This window comes from Priestia sp. FSL P4-0332, assembly GCF_038005845.1.
Taxonomy (GTDB): Bacteria; Bacillota; Bacilli; order Bacillales; family Bacillaceae_H; genus Priestia.
In genome coordinates, this window is record NZ_JBBOUA010000001.1 from 3,334,583 (window position 1) to 3,358,704 (window position 24,122).

Here is a 24,122-nt window from a genome sequence, read left to right on the forward strand (position 1 = left end):
GAAAGGATGAGCATCATGGCAAATGTTCTCTATATTACTGCACACCCTTTAGCTGAAGACGAATCGCTTAGCATGGCTGTGGGGAAAGAATTTATCGACGTGTATAAGCAAACACATCCAGAAGATGATGTGGTTCATTTAGATTTATATCAAGCAGATATTCCATACTTAGATGCAGACGTATTTAACGGATGGAAAAAGCTTCGTTCTCACTCTTCCATTCAGGATTTATCAACGGATGAACGATTAAAAGTGGGACGATTAGCCGAACTAGGCGGACAGTTCGTACTCGCTGACAAATATATTTTTGTCACGCCAATGTGGAATTTTTCGGTTCCTGCGATTATGAAAACGTACATTGATGCGATCACCGTGTCAGGTAAAACCTTTACATATACAAAAGAAGGCGCTCAGGGATTGCTTAAAGGAAAAAAAGCGATACACATTCAATCCCGCGGAGACGTGTATTCAGAAGGCCCTGAAATGGCAAGAGAAATGGGTCATCGCTATTTAGAAATTATGATGGATTTCTTTGGCATTGAAGCGTTTGAAAGCATTATTATTGAAGGACAAGTAAAATTCCCGGATCAAATTCCGCAAATTAAAGAAAAAGCATTCCAAAAAGCCCATTCAATGGCCAAAACATTTTAAATTCAATAGAAACGAAAAAGACCTCGAAGCAGATCGAGGTCTTTTTCTTTACTCTTCCCTCCCTTATATTTCCCTTGAAATAATGATCACCTTCCTGCTCGGTTTGCACTGAAAATAGGTTTAAAGGAAAGATGAAACGCTGTTATTTTTTGTTACTATTCATAACGCAGGTTATGTAAATATATGTTTTTCTTTTTTCTTTTTTAAATTATTCACCTTCAAAAAAAGATATTTATTTTCAAATCATAACATTTAAAATCGTACTGTAAGACGCGTAAATCCTTTTCTTAAAAGGGTTTACGCATAAAAACAGAAAATATGTTATCAGCAAGAAAAGTTTTAAACATGATAAAACCAAATAAAAAACCTTTGACTAAATTTGTTACGTAAGTTACTATTAATAACGTAGTAGATGTTTTCGAACATATTATCTTTAATTCATGAAACAACATTTATATATTGAAGACAGAAAGGTGAAAAGAATTATGGCAAAAGTATTATATATTACAGCAAACCCTAACGATGCTACGCAATCATTCAGTATGGCTGCGGGAGACGCATTCATTAACGAGTATAAAGAAGTAAACCCAACGGATGAGATTGTTCATGTTAATTTATATCAAGAACATATCCCTCACATCGACGGCGATGTATTCAGCGGATGGGGTAAACTTGGAAGCGGCGCAGAATTTGACGCGCTTACTCCTGAAGAACAGCGCAAAGTTGCTCGCTTAAACGAGTTAAGTGACCAATTTGCTCAAGCAGACAAATATGTATTTGTTACACCAATGTGGAACTTCTCATTCCCACCAGTGATGAAAGCATACTTAGATGCTGTAGCAGTAGCTGGAAAATCATTTAAATATACAGCAGAAGGTTCTGTAGGTCTATTAACAGATAAAAAAGCGTATCATATTCAAGCAAACGGCGGTATCTACTCTCGCGGCCCTGCTGGTGAACTAGAAATGGGTCACCGCTATATGCGCATTATGATGAACTTCTTCGGGGTTCCTTCTATTGGAAGCCTATTTGTAGAAGGACAGGCTGCAATGCCAGATAAAGCACAAGAAATTAAAGAAGACGGCATTGCTCGCGCTAAAGAAGCTGCACGTACGTTCTAACAAAAAATGTAAGCATAAAAAAAGGAACATCTCCCCATGTTCCTTTTTTTTATGCTCACAATTATATCTTGGCTTCCCCGCGCAGCAGCGAATAAACATATGTATCAAACGGGATGCCGTTTTGGAACATGTACTCTCTTAGCATCCCTTCCTTTTTAAATCCTAATTTGCTCAACAAGGCGATAGATCCACTATTTTGTGTAAATACAATCGCTCCTATGCGATTGTATTGAAGTTCGTTGAAGCAATGAGAAATCGCTTCATGAACGGCTTCTGTTGCGTATCCTTTGTTCCAATACTCTGGAAAAAGAGCATAGCTTACGTTTACTTTCTTATGCTCAGAAGACCACTCTTGAAACCCTATTGTTCCAATCAGCTTTTCTTTTCCTTTTAGCTGAATCCCCCATTTAATCAATTGCTTTTCTTCGTAGCCTTTGGAAAAATCCTTAATGATCTCCTTCACTTGGTTGATCGATTCTAAAGGTTTTTGCCCGTAATAGCGCAGCACCTCTTCATCAGAAAAGCATTCTAAAATCTCACCGGCATCATCTTCTACAATTTTTCTTAATATCAGCCGTTTTGTCTCTAATTCCGGAAACATTTTCTTCCCTCTTTTCTGCGCAGCTTATCTACCTACGGTAAACCATACTATTCTCCTCTCAACTAGCAATATCCTGCTAAAACCTCACCCGGGAGGACTCATTTCCTATCCAAATAGTCGATTTACAGCGGAGATAGTGGTATTTTATATAGTAGGCATAAGTTGCTTTTTATCAACACAGAGGCGGTGAACGCAGAAATGAACCAAGATAAAGAATTGCTGTCCACGATACACGCTCTTCAAAAAGAGCTGCAGCAAGAAAAAGAAAACCGTGCGTATATGCAAAAAGATATGGACGAACTAAGAAGCGCTTTATTACAATCAGAACAAGTAAAACAAAACTTAATTGATCAGCTAGAAAAGAAAGTCGATTTGATTTTAACGTTGATTCAAAAAGGAGACACATAAAGAAATGGATTTTTTTAAAAACAGCAAAATACTATACACTATTGTAGCACTTGTTATTGCTCTCATCGCTGTATTTACCAACAATTCGCCCATTTCCCTCATTCAGCAGCATGAAAATTCAAGCAGCACATCGAGTAGCACATCGGACACTACATCAAGCAACCAATGCTCTGCAGAGACTCAAAGCGACAGGTTATTTACCGGCAAAGAACTTGTCTTACAAGAAGGAAATGATAAATATGGATATTGCCACATTGTCGCGCATATGCAAAAACCAGGCGTTGACAATTACCAAGGTAAAAGCCAATTCAGCAAGTATTTAAATGAAAAACAAGCGATGTCTGTTGCTGAAGAAGTCATCAACGAAGGTGACGACGGCACCAACAATAAATCTGGCAACTACGTTAAAGAAAAGTATATTAGTTCCTTAAACCAAGAAGTTAGAGTTGTGTATACTGACTACAGAGGCAAAGACTACGACTACAGCGTAACGACCATGTATCCAATTGGTCATTAATAATAATGCAGTGAATAAAAGCAGGCGCATGCCTGCTTTTATTATTTTACCTCTATTTATGATTTACACCTTTAAAAAAGTCTCTGTAAATTTACAGTAGCACTCTTACCTCTTGGACATATTCTAAATATAAAAAAGAAACAGCCCCTTGCTTCTTTTTTAGAAAGAGGTTAAAAAATGAGTAACAAGTACAGAGTTAGAAAAAACGTATTACGGCTTACCGACACGGAAAAAAGAGATTTTGTTCGTACCGTGCTAATACTAAAGGAAAAAGGGATATATGACCGCTATATAGCCTGGCATGGTGCAGCAGGTAAATTTCATACTCCTCCGGGCAGCGATCGAAATGCAGCACATATGAGTTCTGCTTTTTTGCCGTGGCATCGTGAATACCTTTTACGATTCGAACGTGACCTTCAATCAATCAATCCAGAAGTAACCCTTCCATATTGGGAATGGGAAACGGACGCACAGCTGCAGGATCCCTCACAGTCACAAATTTGGAGTGCAGATTTTATGGGAGGAAACGGAAATCCAAAAAAAGATTTTATCGTCGATACCGGGCCATTTGCAGCTGGGCGCTGGACGACGATCGATGAACAAGGAAATCCTTCTGGAGGGCTAAAACGTAATTTTGGAGCAACTAAAGAGGCACCTACATTGCCTACTCGAGATGATGTGCTCGATGCTTTAAAAATAACTCAATATGACACGCCGCCTTGGGATATGACCAGCCAAAACAGCTTTCGTAATCAGCTTGAAGGATTTATTAACGGGCCACAGCTTCACAATCGCGTACACCGTTGGGTTGGCGGACAGATGGGCGTTGTCCCTACTGCTCCGAATGATCCTGTCTTCTTTTTACACCACGCAAATGTGGATCGTATTTGGGCTGTATGGCAAATTGTTCATCGCAATCAAAACTATCAGCCGATGAAAAACGGGCCATTTGGTCAAAACTTTAGAGATCCGATGTATCCTTGGAATACAACCCCTGAAGACGTTATGAACCATCGAAAGCTTGGGTACGTATACGATATAGAATTAAGAAAATCAAAACGTTCATCATAACCCGTTCTAGAAACAGCGGTATGCAATCAAAATCAGGTAAACCCCTTCCCTTCTGACATAACTTATAAGGCCGCAAGCATCGTAAAACTCACTGCTTCATTTCCATTCACCATAAAATATAGTTAATCAACCATAATTGGGCTGTGAATAAGCTTCATATGAGGACCTTGGAACATATGAATAAGTTATCAAAGCTTTATAAATGAAGGGAAGATATCAAAATGCATAATAACGTAAACGCACCTTTTAGTTCTAATGAAAATATGCCGTTCTCACCTGCTATGGCTCACCACGGCTATACAGCTCCTGCTTATGATCATATGATTCCACACTGCGGATATTCAATGCCTGACTATGGATATGTGGTTCCTGAATGTGGATATGGCGTTCCTCACCATGGATGTAATGGTTTCGCCATTATCATCGTACTGTTTATTTTACTCATTATTATTGGTGCATGTGGTTGCGGTTTCTGGCACGATGAGTGTTAACCTAAAAAACTCCAGTATTAATACTGGAGTTTTTTAATGTCTTAATAGGCGGCAGGCACCTTAAGAATTCTATAGCGTTTCGTCCAAATCTAGCGGTCTCAGCTTCTCTTCGATTTCTTTGCGCTTAGGCTCTAAAAATGGCGGCAGCGCTAATGTTTGGCCCATCGTTTCAAGCGGTTCATCGGTCGCAAATCCAGGTGTGTCCGTTGATAATTCAAATAAAATGCCGTTTGGTTCTCTGAAATAAAGTGCTTTAAAATAGTATCGTTCTACTTTACCGGAATTCGGCAGACTGTTTTCATTTAATCGACTTGCCCACTTATTGTATTCTTCTTCATTTGGAACACGGAATGCAACGTGATGAACGCCACCGCGCCCTAAGCGAACTTTCGGCAAATCGGGTCTCGTTTCAATATGAACTTCGGCTCCGCTTCCGCCTTCACCTGTTGTATAAACCAAAATATCTCTATGATCTCCTGCAAGAGATGGATAAGAACCCACGTAGCGAAATCCCATAATATTTGTCAGTACGTCAACAGTTGGTTCTGCCGTACCCACCGTTAGCGTGACCGGTCCTAAACCGATAATCGCATGTTCTAACGGAATGTCTTCGCGCTTCCACGGCACACCTGCTCTTACCCCTTTTTCACCGTTGTCCGCAACAAGAAGCAAACGTGTCCCTTCATAATCTTTAAATGCTAACGTATCACGATTAGCTCGTTTAGCTATTTCTTCATATTCCACTCCGTACTGCTCGAAGCGCTCTTTCCAAAAGTGTAAAGAATCCGTACTTTTAACGCGAAGCGAAACAGTCGAAATGTCAGATGCACCTTGATGCGTTCTTGCAAGCCCCGGAATATCAAAAAACGTTACTTCCGTTCCTGGCGTCCCTTCTCCATCTGCATAAAACAAGTGGTAAGACTGAGTGTTATCTTGATTAACCGTTTTTTTTACTAATCGCATGCCTAAAACTTTGGTGAAAAACTGATAGTTTTTCTCAGCTTTCCCCGTCAAAATAGATACATGATGCAACCCTAACAATTCCATCTGCTCCGCCTCTTTTCATAATATATAAATTTTTTAACTTCCACTAAAATTATCTTTAATTTAATTATCTTTAATTAAAGATAATTTTAAAGGATATACAGCCTGTTTGTCAATAACAAGAAAATGTTGTGAACATAAAAAAGAAACTAAACACATAGTTAGTTTCTCTTTATCTTCCCTTTAACAAACTGCTGATCTTTTCCAACAGCGGTTACTTCTTAAGCACGCGCTGCACATTTTGCTTCATCAGCTCCGCAATTTTTGTTTCATTTTCACGAGATGTCTGCTCTAATTTTTCTATGACTAACTGCTGTCTTTCGACTGAATGATTTTGACTTATCTTTTGTTTACCTTCCATTTTGCTGATGTCGATTTTAAACCCAATGATTCCTTTGCTTAAACCATTCATATAAGCAGGATCAACGTCATTTAGTGTATATGTACTGCTCGGGCTTTCATATTTCTCCACCATCTTTCTCAGCAGCCCAAGCAGTTCTGTTGGTTCTTCAATCATTTTCATGGTTCCATACACGTGAACAGCTTCATAATTCCATGTTGGTACAGCTTGATTCGTTTCATACCAAGAAGGTGAAATATAACAGTGAGGCCCTTGAAACACAACCAAAATTTCTTGATTTTCAGCATCTTTCCACTGCTGATTCGGACGAGCAAAATGTCCGTATAAAGCTTTTTCTTTCCGGTTTAACATCAGGGGCAAATGAGTAGCATAAGGCTTTTCATTATGATACGAAAACAAAGTGGCGAATCCATTGTCTTCAATAAATTCATACATTATTTGTTCCTCATTCACTTTAAAATACTTTGGAATATACATCGGCGCTTCTCCTTTATCTCTTATTTAGTAAAAGATATAATACTATACGTGTTTGCAACAGCGTCAGTTATGAACTTTTTATGGAGGTCAGCAAACATTTAACCATTTATGAATCGATTTTTTAAGAAGCTTATGCTACACTGCTGCGATGTAAACCGCTGCTTTTTTATATGTATTTATTTAGCACATGATGCAATTAGATACCCGTTGGTTAAATAAAGCTTCAGAAACTCAAAAAAAGAAGAGCTTGTTTAAAACAGCTCCTTTCTCACGTTTATCTATACAATTGAGGATTTTTTTCTCGTTTGATAGGTCCGCCTTTGGCTATATGCCACTCAATGACGCGGTCGGTCAAACGATCGTATACGTCGTCTTCTAAATACGGATCTTCTGCCGAAGTGAGCAAGGTGTGAACATCGGCTTTTATTTCGGCTAACATAGCTGTGCTGAATACGTCCGGATCATTCAATACGTCTAGTATATATAACACCAGCATCTCAAATCCGCCGTCCCAATTGGCATTTCCGTTGCCTTGAGCTTCACAGCGAAGCTTTTCAATGGCCCGGATGACTTCTCCTTCTACGATATCCGACTGCCCATTTCTCGGGACATAGTTTAACCATAGTTCTTTTGCTTCGTCAAAATACTTCATTCTGAACTCCTTCTTTCAAAACTTTATTCCTTTTTATTCCTTTGGTTCATTGCCGTTCCAATAGCAACTCCTAAGGCCGTTCCAATAGCAATGCCGAACCCAATATTATCCATAAGCATACCGAGAGAAGCCCCCATCGCAACGCCCATCCCTAACCCCATTCCTAGATAATCTGTCTTTTTCTTTTCTGGAGACAAAAAACCACTCCTTTTCTCTACTATTTTATTGATACCTTTTATACGTAAAAACTGCGCTAAAAGTTTCATAAAAATGGAAAAAAAGCAGTCGCTGTAACTGCTTTTTAAATGATGAGCTGATAAACGGCCTCTCCGAGCAGCAAGACCGACGTAAGCATGCAGATCACTCCAAATACATACATCGATTTACGTACAAACCGCTCAAACGATACGCCAAAGCATCCTTTAGCTATCCAATACATGGGGATAAGGAGACCTTTAATCCGAACCCGCTTCATTGATTCATCGGATAATGACCGAGATAAAGAAAGAATCATTAAACCAACCATCATACACAAAACTGCTATCACTATGTTTAAAATATGACTATTTATACTCTCCCTTATTTTTCCTTTTTTGTAGCTACTATTTTAGCATAGCGGAAAGCCGAGGAGTGCCTATAAAAGAATGAAATACTACATACTTTACACTTAATGTATCAAAAGCATAATTTCTCCTCAGAAAGTTACGAACATCTTAATAGGAAAAGGTATCCAAAACTTAAGAAAAGGGCATTTTAAAAGTAACGAAATTTTGCTTACTTAAAAAGGATGGATTGCATTGACACCAAACCAACAGGAATATCTTAAAAAAATACATAGCATACAAGAAAATCTAGCCAAAACGTGGGCTGAATATTGGCAGCACTACTCCACTCCAAGTTCTTGGCAGTTTTGGGTTACCTTGGGCGCTTTCATTTTACCTTTAGTCATTCTCTATTTTTTAATTGACCGAAAAAAAGCCTTTCACTTAGGGTTTTATGGATTTAACGTGCACGTTTGGTTTCACTATATTGACACCGCTGGAGTTTATAACGGGCTGTGGACGTATCCTTACCAAATCAACACAATCATACCCGTAAGCTTTAGCCTAGATGCTTCGCTTATTCCTGTCTCTTTTATGCTTCTTTATCAGTGGACAATTAACCATCATAAAAATTACTATGTATATGCAACTGCTCTTTGTTTGTTTTTTGCTTTTATTTTCAAACCGCTATTAACAGGGATTGGCTTTTTCCAGCTGCATGAATGGGCTACTTACGGTCATTTATTTGTATTTTATCTGGCTGTGATACTGCTATCAAAATGGATTACCAATCTGTTTCTTTATTTTGAAAAACAACATTAAATATAATAAGTCCACTCAATAAAAAAACGTAAGCCTTTTTGAAAAGACCTTACGTTTTTTGTGATTGTTTTATTTACTAGCTGTCTGCTTCCTCAGAAGGTAACAGGCTTTGTTCATCTCAAAGCATTTTGCAGGCAGCTCATTTTGCTTGTGTGGATTTAGAACATGCTGCATCTAGCAATAATAAAACTTCTGTTAACAGCGAAAATCTCACTAATTTAAGCCCTGCTTAAATTAGTGTTGTATAAGTCCATTAAACTGCTTAAATCATCTAACAACGGACAGTGACCTACACCTTTCATAATTTTTAACGCCGCATTTTCCCCTATGCCTTTCGCGATGTCAGATGCATCTCTTGTCGAAACCATCTTATCTTCGTCTCCTTGAATAACCATAGTCGGAATCGTGATTTTCCCCACCTCTCCTGTCCCTTCCACAACACCATTAAAATCGTTTGAAATATTAAATCTCATGAGTGCGTAATTGATATCGATTAAGTTGCGCTGCTTGATCGTTTCTTCTAAATATTTTTCAAATTGATCAGCAGACGGCTTATTTTTTGTATATAAAAATTGACGCAGCATCATTTTTAAAAACCATGTGTTTTTTGTTTCTTTCGCGTTTTCTACCATTCTAAATGCTTCTTTTACTTCTTCTTTGGTTTGTATAAAGTTGTTAGGAATAGGCAGTTCTAGAAACGTTCTTCTTGGAATCGGATAGCCTTTGATATTGACGGAGCTTAATAAAATTAATTTTTTAGCATCATTCGGATGATCAATCACATATTGCATAGCAACTGCTCCTCCTAATGACCACCCGCTTATTGTAAAAGCAGACAACTTTAAAGCATCTGCAAACAGTTTGACATCATCTGATAAGTCTTTGATTGTGTGAATAGGTGTATGATAAGTGGAGTCTCCAAATCCTCTTAAGTCGATCGCATAAGCTGTGATATGTTCTGGAAGTTCGTTCATTAACACATCCCAGTTAAGGGAAGAATTCATGTTTCCGTGAATTAACAAAAGTACCTCTTTTCCGCCCTTTTTCATTCGGTAATTTACTGTTTCTCCATTTGATAATTCTACTTTTGCTTGTTCTAAAGCAGATACGGTCATCGCTATTTTCCTCTTTTCTTATATAATTAGAACGATCGCTAGCATTTATTTTTCAATACCCTATTTATCAAGATTTAAGCAGTTAGAAAGAAGTTGTGCAAAACCCAAAATAATTCTATGTCATTCTATTTGCTAAAAAAGACAGCCAAATACGCGATTTGGCTGCCTTTTTATAATGAAGAAATATACGAATGAGCAACAAGGCCATTACTTTTTCGGTGCGTCCAGTGCTTGATAGGCAAGCTGATATTTCCCGCCTTCAGCTACTTCTGCATGGTACAGAGCTTTAAGAGCAAAGTTTTTTTCAAGGCTGTGCTCTTTCATCAGTCCGTTCAGCTTACCTTGCAGTTCCTGATTGTCTTTAATGAGCTGCTTCATCTGTGATTTTAAATATTTCATGGTGTTTTCCGCTCCTTTCACTTGATGAATATCTATCAAGTATATCACTTAAGGATAGGATAATGGTAAAACGACTTACGATTGACCAATTAAATCTGTACCGCTCTGTTCTTTAAACGTCCTACAAGCGGAACGACGATAATACCGGCGATAACAACTTGCATCACATTTCCTGGTATAGAGCCAAGCGGAAGGATCCAGTTACCGTAAAGAATCACTTCGGCAAAATAGTAGCCTACGATTTTTACAATCAGCGCAGCAACAACTGCCAGTGTGTTCACAAGTGCTCTTTTACCAGGTGCTTTTTCTGAGATAAGACCTGCTAAAAAGCCCATTGTACCTACGATAATAAACGTAAACGGCGCCCATGCTGTCCAGCCGGAGATGAGGTCGAATAAACCCATTCCAAAAGCCCCAGCGATGGCTCCTGTCTTTTTGCCGTAAAGAAAGGCTGCTATAAAAAGAGGAACGTTGCCTAAATGGATAAGGCCTCCGTTACCCATGATTGGAAGCTTGATGTTGATAAACATTGTCGCTACAAACGTCAGTGCGATAAAAAGCGCATGCATGGATAAAGCTTTGATTTTGGTTGATTCTCTTGGTGAGTACGTTGAATTCATTTGTTGACCTCTTTCTTTTTTTACTACTATCATACTCCTAATTACATACTTAATAAATACGTAAAACTATTTATTTAGTAAGATATATCATTCTAGCAGCACACAGGGATCCGCCAACTTCAAAAATTGTCCTAAACGTTCTTAAAAAAAGAAAGCTGCCTCTGCTTCCTTTAGCAGACTGCGGCGCCTAATTTTTGTTATGGTAAAGAGTCTCTTCGGGCATAATATGAGCAAATCGTTCTTTTTCAAGAGTTGACGAAGGCTGATAAATATGAGAAGTTATATGTTTGTAGAAATGAATGGAATAACTTAGAATTCCAGCGGAACCTGTTACTATAATTGTACTGATATTAACCAAGTCCGTTCAGATTGTGGCAGTCACGATTTTTACATACAGCAAGCAAGTTATAGGAGGAGCAAGAATGGATAATAACGATATTTTAATTAGATTACGATATGCCTTGGATTTAAAAAATACAGAAATGGTAGAGATCTTTAATCTTGGCGGAGTAGACGTAACAAAAGAAGACGTATTAAAGATCCTTACGAGAACACCGGACGAAGAAGACGAGGATGCAGTTCATGCGGACGAACACATCTCGTGCAGTAACGGTATGTTAGATTCTTTTTTAAACGGTTTTATTACCTTTAAAAGAGGAAAACAAGACCCTAAACCAGGGCAAGCACCGCCAGCGCCGGTTCAGAGCAATCAAAATATGTACAACGTCTTATTAAAGAAAGTAAAAATTGCTTTGTCCCTCACCAGTGAAGAGATGTTAGAAGTATTCGACGACGGTGGAATACGCGTATCTAAAGCAGAATTAGGTGCTTTATTACGAAAAAAAGGCCACAAAAATTACAAACCGTGCAAAGAGAATTTTGCTCGAAAATTCCTAAGAGGCTTAACCGTACAATATAGAGGATAAAATGATACACACTTTTTCAAATCAGAGTATCCATTACGAAATACGATATAAAAACCGAAGTTCTTTTGCGATTAAAGTAGACGGATACGGAACGGTCGAAGTTCTTGCTCCTAAAGGAACGTCTACTGAACAAGTATGTATGTTATTAGAGAACAACTGGGCGTTGATTCAGCAAAAAATAAACGAAATGAAAGATAGAACGCATGGACCAAAGAAAAAAGTCTATGAACACGGAGAACGCTTTTTGTATGTAGGAAAAAACTATCCGATACAGATTCATCACGATTCGACCATTACAAAGGATTCTGTATTGTTTGAAGCGAACACGCTTCAGATTTATGTCAATCAGCACGACGATGAAGCGATAAAACAAGCGCTCAAACGCTTTTACTATCAACAATGTAAAGCGTTAGTAACCAAGAGTATCTCCTCCTATCAAAAACATTTTAAAACAAAGCCGCGCTCTATTTCGATTTCCGATAGCAAAAAAGCGTGGGGCACGTGTGATTCTAAGCGTCAGCTAACCTTTAACTGGCGGCTGGCAATGGCACCGCAGCACGTCATTGATTACGTAGTCGTTCATGAAATGTGCCACATGGTTCATATGAATCATGACCGGTCCTTTTGGCGTCTTGTCGGGAAAATCATGCCTGATTATCGTGAACAAGAGAACTGGCTGGAAATGTCGAGCTGGGAAATGACGGTGTAGTACCGCTAAATAAAAAAGAGCAGAAGCCCCAGAGGCATACTGCTCTTTTTTATCTTTAACTATAGCGATATTTTCTTAAATCTTTTAAAATAGAAATTTCTTTTAACAATTCTTCTCCGACGTTTGTTTCTAAAACCATTTTTCTTTCTAGTTCTTTATCAACCAATCGCTTTACGGATAAGACGTCCGTTCCTTCTAATAAAATCTCTTCTTTTGAATTGAAGTGTTTGTGAGCGACTAGCTGCATGCCGTAAGAATTATATAATAAAGTGTAGCCAGCAATTCCTGTTGTGGACTGATACGCTTTTGAAAAACCGCCGTCAATGACAATCATCTTTCCATTTGCTTTGACCGGGTTTTCTCCTTCAATTTCTTTGACTGGCGTATGACCATTAATAATATGACCATGATCAGGATTTAGATTAAATTCTTCCAGGATGTTTCGGCAGACTTCCTCATTTTCCCGTAAGTAATAATACGGATTCTTCTTCTCTTTATGCGTTGTTTTATCACTGATAAAATATCTTTCAAACGTGGTCATTGCACGTTTCCCAAAGAGTGATGAATATTCTCCTGTCCATAGGTACCAGACCATATCTGTTGCCAAATCATCCGTTTCTTCAGGATGTGCAAAAGCCTCTTGTAAATAATGTTCAAACACATCAAGCAAGTTGCGGCCTGCATACGTTTTATCTTCAATCGTCATTTTTTCCATGTTTCCTTCTTCATCTAAAGGAATGCAGCCGTGTATTAATAAGTTTCCGTTGTATTTCAAATAAAGGTTGCCTTTTTTCATAAGAAACTTCATATGTCTCGCCAGCTTTTCCGAATGCTGCACAGAAAGCAGCAGTCTTTCCATTACCTGCTCTTCTTCTTCTAATAGCTGATCAGGCTGCGCCGGATTAACCGTTGCAAAGCAGCTGTTTTCTAGCGGATACGTGTTTCCGTATATCGTAATTTCATTTTTATCATAATCAATTTTTTCAAGCAACAGCCTTTCCGACATATTAAAGAAAGGACGTCTTTTTATAATCGGACTTTCAAGCTTGAATTGAATCATCGCAATGGCCTGATGAATTTTCGTAATTTGTAGTCGCTCGTGATCGGATAGTTTGTCACTCGAGCTTACTTTTGGTCTAAAAGCAGGATTATCATCATAGTATTTCTCCGCCAGGTTAAGCAACGGTCTCAAGTTAATGCCATATACATCTTCAATAATATCTAGATTGTCGTATCTTGCGCAGATACGAATAATATTGGCAAGACACACTTTCGAACCCGCAAAAGCGCCTAGCCATAGCACATCGTGATTTCCCCACTGAATATCAACGGAGTGATAGTTAATCAGCGTATCCATAATTTTATCCGGTTCAGGTCCACGGTCATAAATATCCCCTACTACGTGCAGATGGTCAACAACCAACCTTTGTGTTGTATAAGCAAGGCCTACGATAAGCTTATCAGCCTGTCCTAAAGAGATAATCTGCTGAACAATCTTCGTGTAGTACTGCTCTTTATTTGTAAATTCATCCGTTTTATATAGCAGTTCTTCAATAATGTACACAAATTGATTTGGCAATGCTTTACGCAGTTTAGAACGCGTGTATTTAGAAGAAGCGTACGAAATAAGATTAAGCATACGATCAATGATTTCTGTATACCATTGATAGAGTTCCTTTTTGTTTCGAAACTGTGCTTTGATCAACGGTAATTTTTCTTCAGGGTAATAGACTAATGTCGCAAATTCATTGATTTCTTTGTCAGATAATACGTTTTTAAAAAGATCTTTAATTTTCTCTTTTACATTCCCCGAACCGTTTCGCAGCACATGCTGAAAGGCTTGATACTCGCCGTGTAAATCGCTGACAAAATGCTCGGTCCCTTTTGGCAGATGAAGAATAGCTTCAAGGTTAATAATTTCGGTTACCACTTTTTCTTCCGTATCATACTTTTGTGCAAGTAAATCTAGATATTTTGTGTTCAAAACTATGTATCCCCTTTCAACGTTCACCATTTAGTATAATCACCGTCATAACCCTGTAAGATAAATTGTGATTATAATGTTACGCACCTCTTATTTAACTCTTTTCTCTCCATGCCTCACCTCTTTATTTTAACCTATTTTACGTATAGGTAAAATGGTATAAAGTCTATTTGTCCATAAAGATTAACCGGCCTTTTCCACTTAAAGATGAAAACTAAGTGATAACATAAAAAAACCTGCTGACTGAGATCAGCAGGTTCGATACATATGAAAGAAGCGTACATAATCAAGAAAGTTTACTCCGACCTCTATACAATAGCAGATTTTTTCTTCCCCCGCTGTGAGAAAACGCACAGCGCCAAGTCCTTGGTGATGGTACGATAAAGATGACCTTTCTGAGACAGGAAAAGTCATCCTTTGTATTATATAAGAACCATCATTCTGTTGAATCTCTGTTCTTTTATGTTCAGAGATTTTTTCTGTTTATTCATTAACAAAGAAGGAAATCATATGTGGCTTTTACTAGTAGCAATTGCTTCTATTATAATATGGAATGCTGTATCACAAAAAATGCTCAAATCTTCAAAGAAGAAAAACAAAGGAAAAATCCTCACATTAATGTCTGCAGGTACCCTATCTACTTTAATTCTGACCGCTTCACTTTTTCAAAGTATCACGTTTTAAAAACCTCCGCTGAGCAAGTTAGCTATATAACAGGCGGCTTGTGGCAAATGGATTTTATGATAAGAAAAAGCAGCGGATGCAAAATATCACGCTGCTTTTTCTTATCTCTACACGCCTAACTAAAAGAGAATATGGTAGAGTGTTCGTACAAATATAGTGATTCGTGTACTTAGTGAATATTATTCTTTCTGAAATTACCGCCTTTAACTTCCGCTACGTCATATACCGTAACAAAAGCCGTCGGGTCAATTTCGTTGATAATTTCTTTCATTTTGCTTTCTTCCAAGCGGTTGATTACGCATGTGATTTCCTTAAATTTCTCATGAGAATAACCGCCGTAAGCTTCTTTGTATGTAGCGCTTCGACCTAAACGATCACGTATTGTCTCTACCATTAATGCAGGCTGAGAAGTGATAATCTGGAAGGTTTTCGATCCGCTTAGCCCTACTTCTACGATGTGAATAACTTTGGATGCAATAAAGTATGCAATTGCAGAAAGAATCGCGCCTTGCAGACCAAATACTAATGAAACGAAAATAAATACAAATGCATTTAAGAACAAAATAAGATCACTTGTTCCAAACGGCAGTTTTCGAGAAAGCAGCACGGCCAGCATATCGATGCCATCTAAGGCCCCGCCGTTACGAAGTGCAATTCCCATTCCAAACCCAAGGATAATACCGCCAACAACGGTTACGAGTAGTGTATCTCCTTCAATAATTGCTGGAGTGTGATGCATGAGGCTAGTGCCGACAGCTAATGAGACAATTCCGAGGATGGAAAATATGGCAAAGCTTTTCCCAATTTGTTGATATCCTAACCATACAAAAGGAATGTTGATAACGGCGATGAGAACCCCAAGTGGCAAGCCAAATAGGTTTGAAGCGACGATGCTAATGCCTGTTACCCCTCCATCTGAAACATGGTTTGGAATTAAGACAGTTTCTAAGCCGTAAGCTGCAATAATTCCTCCGATAATGACCATTAATGCTCGGAAAGCAATTTTTAGCCGCTTAGGCCTGTGATGTTTTTTAGTTGTGTTCATATAATTCCTCACTTTTAAATGTTTTTTACTATTTAAGTGTACCACAAACATTCTCTTTATTTGAACTGAAGAGGCTTACGTATCGTTTTTTAGCTCACATAGTGCAAACATAGATAAAAGAGAAATTCTAGCTGTACAGACTCTATCCTTGCAATAAGTCCCTATTTCTGTTAAGTTTAAGAAGAATTATTTTTGTTCGGTAAAGATTGATAAGTTAAATAACTTTCGTCTGTAGATTTGGGCAAGGATAGTAACACAATGTGTGCGTGTCACACTAGGAGGCAACAATTATGGAACAAGGTAAAGTAAAATGGTTTAACGCAGAAAAAGGTTTTGGATTCATCGAACGCGAAAACGGAGACGATGTATTTGTACATTTCTCAGCAATCCAAAGCGAAGGCTTCAAATCTTTAGACGAAGGTCAAGCAGTTACATTTGACGTAGAACAAGGTCAACGCGGCCCTCAAGCTTCTAACGTTCAAAAAGCTTAATCCATCATAAATATAAAAAGACAGACTCCATGGAGTCTGTCTTTTTCATTTCCTTGAAAATGTCATAATAAAACCCTATCCACTGAGGAATAGGGCTTATTAATACAAAAATAGTAATCGGTAATACAAATGGTAAATTCAGTATAGCACAGTATAGACAAAATCCAAACTATAAATCAATATTTATTCATGTTTCATTAATTCTTCTTCAAAGAAAAACGTACTTGGATATTTATCCACTGTATAAGAGTATCTTTTCATATTTTTTACATAATGGCTTTTTAAGATGATTACTCTTTCATTAGATGCTTTTATATTTACAATTTCTCCATTAGAAAATAAGCTTATACTCATATTCCTCATCCTCTCTCGTATCAAAAATAATCAAATTTTTAACTTTATTTATCGGGAAATATAATGTGCATCTCTCAAGGCTAATCCAGCGAAGGTTAGTTATTTTTGATACCTTCAGGCGTATATGTACTCCTAAAGCATACAGTTCTATAACCATAAGGGGGTTTTTTCTATTTTTTTTGCGACACGGGATTTTACATATAGGTAACTCTTCTTTAATAGCATTCTGTCTCCAATGTCTTTACTTATTTTTTAAGTAATCTTTTTAAATTATTAAAATCCAAAGCAAAAAGACCCCTATGTGGAGTCTTTTTTAGTTTTAATTATGCTACTTTATGAACGTTAGCAGCTTGTGCTCCACGTTGGCCTTGTTCGATATCAAACGTCACTTTTTGACCTTCTTCTAGCGATTTAAAGCCTTCACCTTGAATAGAGCTGAAATGTACGAATACATCGTCTCCGCCTTCAATTTCGATAAAGCCGAAGCCTTTGTCTGCATTAAACCATTTCACTGTACCTTGTTCCATAATAGTGCCTCCTGGTGTGGAATACTCCACGCTTGTATTACTACCCTTGTCCAACCATACTATCTTAAGATAAAAAATTCTATGGAAGAGATTTCTCTTCTCTCAATCTTATACCGAACAAAAATAATTAACTTAATCGTAACATACAGAATCAAAGATAGCAAATACAGGGAATGGGATAAATTATTGAATGATAAAAAGAGCCTTCTCTATGCTATACAAGGAGAAGACTCTTTTTCAGTGTTCATATTTTGCGCAGCAGTTAATGTAGCAGCTGCTTTTTATTTACTTTATTTTTCTGTTTGCTCTGTGTGCCACCATAATGAATCTTTTGGATTTTCAACAGCTTCATTGTATTCAGATTTAGAAGCAACCGTTGGGTATGAACCTTTGAGTGATTTTCCTGCTGTGTTCGCAAACAAGAATAAAATCACGAAAAATCCGATGATGCTCACAATGGTTAAATAAAACGCTGGAGCCAAGTGATTGCCTGTTGCGTGAACTAACCATGTCGCAACTAATGGTGTCGTTCCTCCAAAGATAGAAACTGAAACATTAAACGTGATCGCTAATGTTCGGTAGCGAATATCTGTGTAGAACATTGTTGGCAGCGTTCCTGGCATTGTTCCTTCATACGTAGCAAGTAAAACACCTAGAATAAGAATACCGATTGAAACAAAGACTAAACCATTTAAGTTAATTAAATAGAACGAAAAGGCTGACAGTAAGCTCAATCCGCCTAAACCGATTAAGAAAACTTTCTTGTTTCCGATTTTGTCACTCAGTTTTCCAAACATAAGAGCAAGCGGCACCATTAAAATCATAACTGCCGTAATTAATACCGTACCAACTGTGTTTGATAAACCAATAATTTCATTTAAATAAGAAGGCATGTACGATAATAGCATATAGTTTGTAATGTTAAAGAAAGCCACGGCTACGAAACAAACAAACACATCTTTTTTGTGATTTTTTAAAATAGAGAGGAAGCTTTCTTCTTCAACTTCGTCTTCGTTGGAAAGTTCATTTTCAAAAATAGGTGTTTCCCCTAAACTTCTTCGTAAATAAAAACCAATAAGTCCTAAAGGTAATCCTAATAAGAAGGGAATTCTCCAGCCCCATGAGGCCATTTGTTTATCCGACAGAATAAAAAATAGTAAGCTAGCTAGCAGTGAAGCAAGAATATAACCAACAAGTGTACCGATTTCTAGTCCACTTCCAAGTACATTTCGCTTATTATCTGGAGACGATTCTGCAATATACACCATCGCACCAGCATATTCACCACCAGTTGAAAAACCTTGAATGATTCGTGCAATTAATAAAAGGATGGGTGCCCATATACCGATTTGATCATATGTAGGTAACAACCCAATGAGTAATGTGGAAAAGGCCATTAAAATAATGGTGGTGGTTAAAACGACTTTCCTTCCTAACTTGTCCCCAATTTTACCGAATATAACACCGCCTAATGGACGCATTAAAAAGGCAATCGCAAATGTGGCAAATGTGAACACTAATTTGAGCTGATCATTTTCAACTGCGCTAAAAAAGTTTTGACTAATAATTACGGCTAAATATGAATACAAGCCAAAGTCAAACCATTCCATCGCGTTTCCTACTCCTGTAGCAAAGACGCTTTTTTTAGCATTGTCAATATCTACGACGTTAATTTTTTTCTTATTAAACTTCATTTCATTACGTCACCTCCGCGGTATACGATTATACAAGACTGAGTAGTAAAGTCAAATTTGACTTACTGTATTTCACACTTAAATGTGTTGGAACACTCCTTATTTTTAAGTAAAAAATGAAAACTATTCATGTGATGTTAAATATTAAAAAAGGTTATGGCTAAAGGGATTGAAGCCAAAAAATGCTGAGGAAGGAACGCTAACAAATAAATGAATTAAAACCAAAATAAACTTTTTTTATTTCAACGTACAATTCATTGCTATTTAAAAAACGATTTTCGCCTAAAATAGGGATCGTTTTCGATGGAATTACAGTCACTGAAATAGTAATTTGTCATTAAAGATAGCGCATCTGGTTCACAATGTGCTTGGTAGCAATTTCCACTCAGGTTATCTGACAATTATTGTTACAACCCATTAGATATAAGCTATATTTTTGTAATAGATACACTGTTTCTATTACAAAAATTATGTAGCCTTAAAAATAAATATAAAGCTCGTTCTAACAAGTGCAGCAATGGATGATTCGGTCCATAGAATAAAACTTTAAGAGTTGGCTGGGGTTCTAGGGATAGAAATTCAACTCCTTTCTCCGTATAATCGTTCGTGGCTTCAAGTAGGTCTTCTACTGTAAAAGCAAGCGGGTTTACAATGCGACTTTTGGCATATTCTTCAAGTTGAGTATATGCCAAATGAATTCAACTTCCTCACCAAGCTGTTTCTCTGGATGTAAAGATGCCATCTCTCCTTTTTCGAATACCCCCTAAGACAAACTTTAAACCTAAATGTATCCGTATTATATTGAATATAAAGATTCACAATTATAACAATAATTTACACATAATACTTTTTTTACATTTTTTCTATGATAAATGAAAACGTTTTACAATGTGCGGCGTGCTGTTTTTAAGTTTTTATTTTCAAGAAATTACTTTTTATGATAAGTCATATTTCTTTAACTGAAGTCACTTTGATACTTATTGACTCTCCCATATCTTAGAAATATCATAAAATAAAACATACTTTTTCGATAAGAATTACATGTTTTATTATACATAGAACTGGAAGTGATAAAAAAGTTTACTGGTTTTGCACAAATAAAATATAACTTGGGGTGGAAAATGATGAAAAAAATGACTGGTTTAGTGTTAACAATGACTTTTGCTAGCTTTTTATCGGCATGTGCACTAAATAGTAGCACAGATGAAAAGGCTAATAAGGAAACAACTTCTGCTGTACAGACGGCCGATATTAAACAAATAAAAGATCAGGTAATAAAGGCTTCTAACACAGGAAATATTCCAGCCAAAGCGCTAGAAAGAAAAGATACGTTTATTGCTGGAATGTCAGCTCCCGGAGGCGTCTTTTTGCCTTATTTCTACGACAACGGCTGGGATGGAAACGCAACAAGTCCTATCTTTAGCCCTTTAGTAGATTTAGATAAAAACGGAAAACCCATTCCGATTTTAGCAAAAAGTTGGGAAATCTCAGATGATCAGCTTGTTTATACGTTTCACTTAAAAGATGATTTAAAATTCAGCAACGGCTCCCCTCTTACTGCCGATGACGTAGCTTTTACATTAACACTTCTTCACGATCCAGCTTATGACGGATGGGGTGACTTAGCGACCGCTACAATTAAAGGTGGAAAAGACTATAAAGATGGAAAAGCAAAAACAATAGAAGGAATCAAAGTGGTTGATCCTTTAACAATTAAAATCACAACGGAAAAAGTAAACGCAAAAGCTCTTTTATTACTAGGCGGTATCGTGCTATCAAAAGATTATTACGGAAAAGACTATACGTACGCTCATTTAGATTATTTAAAGAAGCTCTACTCTAAGCCTGTAGGATCTGGACCTTATAAACTGGAAAAATATATTCCCGGTCAAGAAATACGCTATGTTGCAAATAAAAACTATTATGACGGCCCGCCTAAAGTGAAGAATTTCATTTATAAAGTAACCACGCCAGAAACAACTTCTCAGCTATTTGAAGCAGGCGAAACAGACTATGACCGTTTTCCAGCAGAACCGGAAAGCGTAGAGCAGCTTAAAGAGCTAGGTTTTGCAAATATCAAAGTGACAACCGCTAACTCTTATAGCTACGCGTATATTAACAATACTAAGCCTTATTTGAAAGATAAAGCCGTTAGACAAGCATTGATATACGGACTTGATCGTCAAAAAATTACGGATGTTACGTATAAAGGATATGGCACTGTCGCTAATGTACCTGTTTCTCCTGTTTCATGGGCATACATAGAGGATGGTATCAACAAATATAAATATGATGTCAAAAAAGCTAAACAGCTATTAGATGAAGCAGGATGGAAAGTCGGAAAAGACGGAATACGAGCTAAAGGTGAAACGAAGCTGAAAATTAGTTATTTAACAAGCAGAAATGACGACGACTTTATTCCAATCGCAAAAGAAAATTACAAGGCGCTCGGCATTCAATTTAACCCGGAAGTATTAGACTTTAATACGCTTTTGACTAAGCTGAATAAAAAAGATTACGACTTAGCTGCCGTTTCTACCCCTATGCTTTCTGATCCTGACGATGCAGTCGCTGATTTAGCTTCGACTCATCCTGATAATTCAGCAGGCTATTCAAATCCTAAAGTAGATAAATTGCTAGAAGAAAGCGTTAGCACTACGGATATTAACGAACGCAAAAAGATTTACCATGAACTGTATAAAGAATTATCTGATGATCCACCCGTTATTTTACTGAATTACCGCAAAGTCATTCACGCTAATAATGCACGCATTAGTGGACTTAATCCAGATAATTTCACTGGGATTTCTTCGAGCCTTCCAAACCTTTCAATTAAAGAGTGAAGTCTCCTTTCATGTATAGGTAAAAAATAGTGCCTGGTCCTAGCCCCCGGGCACTTTTAGGGAGGAACACGTATTGAAACAATATATTTTTTATCGATTTTTACAAATGATTCCTATTTTAATTGGAACATCTTTTCTTATTTTTGTTCTTTTTGCTTTATTGCCCGGGGATTATATTGATTCAAACCCTAAACTGACTCCGGAAAGAGCTCAGGAACTACGAGAATTATATGGACTTGATAAGCCGATTTTAGAAAGATACGTAAGGTGGTTTACAGATTTAGTAAAAGGTGATTTTGGTTTTTCATTAAAGTACCAAGAACCTGTAACGTCATTATTAAATAAATTCATTTGGAACTCATTTCTTATAGCTGCAGTTTCTCTATTTTTCACCTGGACAATCGCTCTATTTACAGGGGTTATTTCAGCTGTAAAACAGTACTCTTGGTTCGATGGTTTCGTTACACTTGGTGTTTTTGCTGCTATGTCCTTCCCTTCTTTCTTTATTGGTTTATTGCTTATTAAATTTTTTGCTGTTGATTTAGGAATTCTTCCAATTGGAGGGATGATTGATACAGGCAGCAATACAACAAAGCTAGCTTATCTGCTAGAAGTGAGTAAACATATGGTACTGCCGGTAGCGATTTTGACACTTCTAAGCGTAGGTTCATTAACCAGATATTTTCGTACAGGAATGCTTGAAGTCGTTCGGCAAGACTATATACGAACTGCACGTGCAAAAGGATTAAAAGAACGTTCTATCATTTTTAAGCACGCGTTAAAAAATGCGTTGCTTCCTGCTATTACGCTGTTAGCTTTTGAACTGCCCGGGCTATTTTCCGGTGCGATTATAACAGAACAAATTTTCAACTGGCCCGGGGTGGGCAGAATTCAGCTCGAAGCATTAAGCTTTAGAGATTATCCAGTCTTAATGTCTTTTACGATGCTACTTTCTTTCTTAACGATTATAGGTAACTTTTTAGCAGATATTACATATGCAGCGGTCGATCCGCGAATCCGGTTAAAGTAGGCGATTATTGTATGGAAACTTCATTAGTAACAGACCAGCCGCAAAAAGACGCAGTTTCAAAACCAATATCACTATGGAAACAAACGTATATGCGGCTGCGAAAAAATAAATTAGCGATAAGCGGATTATTCTTTTTGCTTGCCATGATTGCTTTTAGTTTTATTGGTCCTTTGTTTTCTCCTTATGTTAATAGTACCGTAAACGTTAATTTAATGAATCATCCGCCAAGCGCAGAGCATTGGTTAGGTACAGATAAGTATGGAAGAGATGTACTTACCCGCTTGATGCTTGCTGGTCAAATTTCCCTCACTGTAGGAATTGCTTCTATGGTTCTATCCGTTTTAATTGGCTCTGTTTTAGGAGCCGTTGCTGGTTTTTATCGAGGTATCATTGATCAAGTGCTGATGCGGCTAGCTGACATATTGATGTCTATACCTGGCCTCCCTCTTTTATTGATCATGGGAGCTATTTTATCAGAATGGAAAACGCCTTCTGAATACCGTATTTATATTATTATGCTAATGCTCAGTTTAATTGGCTGGCCTGGGCTTGCAAGGCTTGTTCGCGGCCAAGTTCTTTCACTGCGTGAACAGCCTTTTATTCAAGCCACACAAATATTAGGTTTAAGCGATAAAAGAAAGATTTTTTATCATTTAATCCCTAATATTTTCCCTTTATTATTGGTTGTTGCTACTTTAAACGTAGCAGGAGCTATTTTAAGTGAGTCTGCTTTAAGCTACTTGGGACTAGGCGTCACTCCCCCTACACCTTCTTGGGGAAATATGATTGATGCAGCTAATAATTTAGTTGATTTTAAAAAGCGACCTTGGCTTTGGATTCCACCAGGCGCTGCCATCTTTTTAACGGTCATTTCTATTAATCTTCTTGGAGACGGTTTAAGAGATGCGCTTGATCCTAAAATGAAAAGGTAGGTAATGAATAG

The 24,122-nt window shown here is 37.4% G+C and carries 28 protein-coding genes; 13 read left to right on the top strand and 15 right to left on the bottom strand.

Going from position 1 to position 24,122, the window contains the following annotated elements; translation table 11 throughout:
- The first annotated feature begins 15 nt into the window (after nt 1-15).
- Together MKY06_RS17270 and MKY06_RS17275 are read left to right on the top strand one after the other, a co-directional pair.
- A complete protein-coding gene (locus MKY06_RS17270; RefSeq protein WP_013058077.1) occupies nt 16-651 on the top strand; it encodes an FMN-dependent NADH-azoreductase in 636 nt (211 codons plus the stop codon).
- Between the two features lie 485 nt (nt 652-1,136).
- The gene (locus MKY06_RS17275; protein ID WP_013058078.1) at nt 1,137-1,772 is read left to right on the top strand and encodes an FMN-dependent NADH-azoreductase; all 636 of its coding nucleotides are present in this window, start codon (nt 1,137-1,139) and stop codon (nt 1,770-1,772) included.
- Nucleotides 1,773-1,833: 61 nt separating this feature from the next.
- Here MKY06_RS17275 and MKY06_RS17280 read toward each other — a convergent pair whose 3' ends face one another.
- Nucleotides 1,834-2,373, bottom strand: a complete 540-nt coding sequence (locus MKY06_RS17280; protein WP_098757725.1) for a GNAT family N-acetyltransferase — start codon at nt 2,371-2,373, stop codon at nt 1,834-1,836.
- A 198-nt stretch (nt 2,374-2,571) separates the two neighbouring features.
- Here MKY06_RS17280 and MKY06_RS17285 point away from each other — a divergent pair, with 198 nt between their 5' ends.
- From MKY06_RS17285 to MKY06_RS17300, 4 genes are all read left to right on the top strand, one after another.
- Nucleotides 2,572-2,781 (top strand): hypothetical protein, encoded by a 210-nt coding sequence (locus MKY06_RS17285; RefSeq protein ID WP_029323142.1) that lies wholly within the window; start codon nt 2,572-2,574, stop codon nt 2,779-2,781.
- Nucleotides 2,782-2,785: 4 nt separating this feature from the next.
- Nucleotides 2,786-3,298 (top strand): hypothetical protein, encoded by a 513-nt coding sequence (locus MKY06_RS17290; RefSeq protein WP_029323144.1) that lies wholly within the window; start codon nt 2,786-2,788, stop codon nt 3,296-3,298.
- Nucleotides 3,299-3,475: 177 nt separating this feature from the next.
- The gene (locus MKY06_RS17295) at nt 3,476-4,369 is read left to right on the top strand and encodes a tyrosinase family protein (protein WP_053487522.1); all 894 of its coding nucleotides are present in this window, start codon (nt 3,476-3,478) and stop codon (nt 4,367-4,369) included.
- 221 nt (nt 4,370-4,590) lie between these two features.
- Nucleotides 4,591-4,860: a YjcZ family sporulation protein gene (locus tag MKY06_RS17300; RefSeq protein WP_029323149.1), complete on the top strand. Its 270-nt coding sequence runs from the start codon at nt 4,591-4,593 to the stop codon at nt 4,858-4,860.
- 69 nt (nt 4,861-4,929) lie between these two features.
- On the opposite strand, the gene MKY06_RS17305 is transcribed toward MKY06_RS17300, so the two are convergent.
- From MKY06_RS17305 to MKY06_RS17325, 5 genes are all read right to left on the bottom strand, one after another.
- Nucleotides 4,930-5,907 (bottom strand): ring-cleaving dioxygenase, encoded by a 978-nt coding sequence (locus tag MKY06_RS17305; RefSeq protein WP_029323152.1) that lies wholly within the window; start codon nt 5,905-5,907, stop codon nt 4,930-4,932.
- 211 nt (nt 5,908-6,118) lie between these two features.
- Nucleotides 6,119-6,742, bottom strand: coding sequence for an FMN-binding negative transcriptional regulator (locus tag MKY06_RS17310; protein ID WP_029323155.1), 624 nt, complete (start codon nt 6,740-6,742; stop codon nt 6,119-6,121).
- 274 nt (nt 6,743-7,016) lie between these two features.
- On the bottom strand, nt 7,017-7,394 hold the full coding sequence (locus MKY06_RS17315) for a hypothetical protein (RefSeq protein ID WP_013058086.1): 378 nt from the start codon (nt 7,392-7,394) through the stop codon (nt 7,017-7,019).
- A 23-nt stretch (nt 7,395-7,417) separates the two neighbouring features.
- Nucleotides 7,418-7,591: a hypothetical protein gene (locus MKY06_RS17320; protein ID WP_176527327.1), complete on the bottom strand. Its 174-nt coding sequence runs from the start codon at nt 7,589-7,591 to the stop codon at nt 7,418-7,420.
- 104 nt (nt 7,592-7,695) lie between these two features.
- Nucleotides 7,696-7,923 carry a hypothetical protein gene (locus MKY06_RS17325; RefSeq protein WP_063672158.1) on the bottom strand — a complete coding sequence of 76 codons (228 nt, stop codon included), beginning with the start codon at nt 7,921-7,923 and terminating at the stop codon, nt 7,696-7,698.
- Between the two features lie 268 nt (nt 7,924-8,191).
- On the opposite strand from MKY06_RS17325, the gene MKY06_RS17330 reads away from it, so the two are divergent.
- Nucleotides 8,192-8,758 carry a CBO0543 family protein gene (locus MKY06_RS17330; protein ID WP_053487524.1) on the top strand — a complete coding sequence of 189 codons (567 nt, stop codon included), beginning with the start codon at nt 8,192-8,194 and terminating at the stop codon, nt 8,756-8,758.
- A gap of 218 nt (nt 8,759-8,976) precedes the next feature.
- Here the strand turns inward: MKY06_RS17330 and phaZ are convergent, their stop codons facing one another.
- The 3 genes from phaZ to MKY06_RS17345 all read right to left on the bottom strand — a co-directional run bounded on the left by phaZ (nt 8,977) and on the right by MKY06_RS17345 (nt 10,892).
- Nucleotides 8,977-9,873: an intracellular short-chain-length polyhydroxyalkanoate depolymerase gene (gene phaZ, locus MKY06_RS17335; protein WP_098288131.1), complete on the bottom strand. Its 897-nt coding sequence runs from the start codon at nt 9,871-9,873 to the stop codon at nt 8,977-8,979.
- A gap of 207 nt (nt 9,874-10,080) precedes the next feature.
- Nucleotides 10,081-10,272, bottom strand: coding sequence for a hypothetical protein (locus tag MKY06_RS17340; protein WP_013058089.1), 192 nt, complete (start codon nt 10,270-10,272; stop codon nt 10,081-10,083).
- Nucleotides 10,273-10,361: 89 nt separating this feature from the next.
- Nucleotides 10,362-10,892: an ECF transporter S component gene (locus MKY06_RS17345; RefSeq protein ID WP_045291057.1), complete on the bottom strand. Its 531-nt coding sequence runs from the start codon at nt 10,890-10,892 to the stop codon at nt 10,362-10,364.
- Nucleotides 10,893-11,314: 422 nt separating this feature from the next.
- Between MKY06_RS17345 and MKY06_RS17350 the strand changes: the two genes are divergently transcribed.
- Both MKY06_RS17350 and MKY06_RS17355 read left to right on the top strand, forming a co-directional pair.
- Nucleotides 11,315-11,818: a YehS family protein gene (locus MKY06_RS17350; protein WP_013058091.1), complete on the top strand. Its 504-nt coding sequence runs from the start codon at nt 11,315-11,317 to the stop codon at nt 11,816-11,818.
- A 1-nt stretch (nt 11,819) separates the two neighbouring features.
- Complete coding sequence (locus MKY06_RS17355) at nt 11,820-12,527, top strand: M48 family metallopeptidase (RefSeq protein WP_013058092.1); 708 nt, start codon at nt 11,820-11,822, stop codon at nt 12,525-12,527.
- Between the two features lie 55 nt (nt 12,528-12,582).
- Here MKY06_RS17355 and fbp read toward each other — a convergent pair whose 3' ends face one another.
- Both fbp and MKY06_RS17365 read right to left on the bottom strand, forming a co-directional pair.
- On the bottom strand, nt 12,583-14,511 hold the full coding sequence (gene fbp / locus MKY06_RS17360; protein ID WP_013058093.1) for a fructose-1,6-bisphosphatase: 1,929 nt from the start codon (nt 14,509-14,511) through the stop codon (nt 12,583-12,585).
- 853 nt (nt 14,512-15,364) lie between these two features.
- On the bottom strand, nt 15,365-16,240 hold the full coding sequence (locus MKY06_RS17365) for a YitT family protein (RefSeq protein WP_013058095.1): 876 nt from the start codon (nt 16,238-16,240) through the stop codon (nt 15,365-15,367).
- 290 nt (nt 16,241-16,530) lie between these two features.
- On the opposite strand from MKY06_RS17365, the gene MKY06_RS17370 reads away from it, so the two are divergent.
- Complete coding sequence (locus MKY06_RS17370; RefSeq protein ID WP_013058096.1) at nt 16,531-16,731, top strand: cold-shock protein; 201 nt, start codon at nt 16,531-16,533, stop codon at nt 16,729-16,731.
- A gap of 183 nt (nt 16,732-16,914) precedes the next feature.
- Here the strand turns inward: MKY06_RS17370 and MKY06_RS17375 are convergent, their stop codons facing one another.
- The 4 genes from MKY06_RS17375 to MKY06_RS17390 form a co-directional block, all read right to left on the bottom strand.
- Complete coding sequence (locus MKY06_RS17375; protein WP_013058097.1) at nt 16,915-17,085, bottom strand: hypothetical protein; 171 nt, start codon at nt 17,083-17,085, stop codon at nt 16,915-16,917.
- A 323-nt stretch (nt 17,086-17,408) separates the two neighbouring features.
- Nucleotides 17,409-17,612, bottom strand: a complete 204-nt coding sequence (locus MKY06_RS17380) for a cold-shock protein (RefSeq protein WP_013056405.1) — start codon at nt 17,610-17,612, stop codon at nt 17,409-17,411.
- Between the two features lie 290 nt (nt 17,613-17,902).
- Nucleotides 17,903-19,306: an MFS transporter gene (locus tag MKY06_RS17385; RefSeq protein ID WP_029323166.1), complete on the bottom strand. Its 1,404-nt coding sequence runs from the start codon at nt 19,304-19,306 to the stop codon at nt 17,903-17,905.
- Nucleotides 19,307-19,734: 428 nt separating this feature from the next.
- Nucleotides 19,735-19,998, bottom strand: coding sequence for a hypothetical protein (locus tag MKY06_RS17390; RefSeq protein WP_142326710.1), 264 nt, complete (start codon nt 19,996-19,998; stop codon nt 19,735-19,737).
- 429 nt (nt 19,999-20,427) lie between these two features.
- Here MKY06_RS17390 and MKY06_RS17395 point away from each other — a divergent pair, with 429 nt between their 5' ends.
- The 3 genes from MKY06_RS17395 (at nt 20,428) to opp4C (ending at nt 24,111) form a co-directional block, all read left to right on the top strand.
- Complete coding sequence (locus tag MKY06_RS17395) at nt 20,428-22,149, top strand: ABC transporter substrate-binding protein (protein ID WP_289916371.1); 1,722 nt, start codon at nt 20,428-20,430, stop codon at nt 22,147-22,149.
- Between the two features lie 73 nt (nt 22,150-22,222).
- On the top strand, nt 22,223-23,179 hold the full coding sequence (locus MKY06_RS17400) for an ABC transporter permease (RefSeq protein ID WP_013058100.1): 957 nt from the start codon (nt 22,223-22,225) through the stop codon (nt 23,177-23,179).
- 11 nt (nt 23,180-23,190) lie between these two features.
- Nucleotides 23,191-24,111: an oligopeptide ABC transporter permease gene (opp4C, locus tag MKY06_RS17405; protein WP_078082011.1), complete on the top strand. Its 921-nt coding sequence runs from the start codon at nt 23,191-23,193 to the stop codon at nt 24,109-24,111.
- Nucleotides 24,112-24,122 lie beyond the last annotated feature (11 nt).

Bases quoted from the DNA above. Each gene is read 5' to 3' on its own strand.
- MKY06_RS17290 (WP_029323144.1), top strand. From the start codon at position 2,786: ATGGATTTTTTTAAAAACAGCAAAATACTATACACTATTGTAGCACTT.
- MKY06_RS17370 (WP_013058096.1), top strand. From the start codon at position 16,531: ATGGAACAAGGTAAAGTAAAATGGTTTAACGCAGAAAAAGGTTTTGGA.
- MKY06_RS17385 (WP_029323166.1), bottom strand. From the start codon at position 19,306: ATGAAGTTTAATAAGAAAAAAATTAACGTCGTAGATATTGACAATGCT.
- MKY06_RS17325 (WP_063672158.1), bottom strand. From the start codon at position 7,923: ATGATGGTTGGTTTAATGATTCTTTCTTTATCTCGGTCATTATCCGAT.
- MKY06_RS17355 (WP_013058092.1), top strand. From the start codon at position 11,820: ATGATACACACTTTTTCAAATCAGAGTATCCATTACGAAATACGATAT.
- MKY06_RS17340 (WP_013058089.1), bottom strand. From the start codon at position 10,272: ATGAAATATTTAAAATCACAGATGAAGCAGCTCATTAAAGACAATCAG.
- MKY06_RS17375 (WP_013058097.1), bottom strand. From the start codon at position 17,085: ATGAGTATAAGCTTATTTTCTAATGGAGAAATTGTAAATATAAAAGCA.
- MKY06_RS17300 (WP_029323149.1), top strand. From the start codon at position 4,591: ATGCATAATAACGTAAACGCACCTTTTAGTTCTAATGAAAATATGCCG.
- phaZ (WP_098288131.1), bottom strand. From the start codon at position 9,873: ATGACCGTATCTGCTTTAGAACAAGCAAAAGTAGAATTATCAAATGGA.
- opp4C (WP_078082011.1), top strand. From the start codon at position 23,191: ATGGAAACTTCATTAGTAACAGACCAGCCGCAAAAAGACGCAGTTTCA.
- MKY06_RS17305 (WP_029323152.1), bottom strand. From the start codon at position 5,907: ATGGAATTGTTAGGGTTGCATCATGTATCTATTTTGACGGGGAAAGCT.
- MKY06_RS17285 (WP_029323142.1), top strand. From the start codon at position 2,572: ATGAACCAAGATAAAGAATTGCTGTCCACGATACACGCTCTTCAAAAA.
- MKY06_RS17280 (WP_098757725.1), bottom strand. From the start codon at position 2,373: ATGTTTCCGGAATTAGAGACAAAACGGCTGATATTAAGAAAAATTGTA.
- MKY06_RS17295 (WP_053487522.1), top strand. From the start codon at position 3,476: ATGAGTAACAAGTACAGAGTTAGAAAAAACGTATTACGGCTTACCGAC.
- MKY06_RS17310 (WP_029323155.1), bottom strand. From the start codon at position 6,742: ATGTATATTCCAAAGTATTTTAAAGTGAATGAGGAACAAATAATGTAT.
- MKY06_RS17270 (WP_013058077.1), top strand. From the start codon at position 16: ATGGCAAATGTTCTCTATATTACTGCACACCCTTTAGCTGAAGACGAA.
- MKY06_RS17345 (WP_045291057.1), bottom strand. From the start codon at position 10,892: ATGAATTCAACGTACTCACCAAGAGAATCAACCAAAATCAAAGCTTTA.
- MKY06_RS17350 (WP_013058091.1), top strand. From the start codon at position 11,315: ATGGATAATAACGATATTTTAATTAGATTACGATATGCCTTGGATTTA.
- MKY06_RS17395 (WP_289916371.1), top strand. From the start codon at position 20,428: ATGATGAAAAAAATGACTGGTTTAGTGTTAACAATGACTTTTGCTAGC.
- MKY06_RS17315 (WP_013058086.1), bottom strand. From the start codon at position 7,394: ATGAAGTATTTTGACGAAGCAAAAGAACTATGGTTAAACTATGTCCCG.
- MKY06_RS17365 (WP_013058095.1), bottom strand. From the start codon at position 16,240: ATGAACACAACTAAAAAACATCACAGGCCTAAGCGGCTAAAAATTGCT.
- MKY06_RS17275 (WP_013058078.1), top strand. From the start codon at position 1,137: ATGGCAAAAGTATTATATATTACAGCAAACCCTAACGATGCTACGCAA.
- MKY06_RS17380 (WP_013056405.1), bottom strand. From the start codon at position 17,612: ATGGAACAAGGTACAGTGAAATGGTTTAATGCAGACAAAGGCTTCGGC.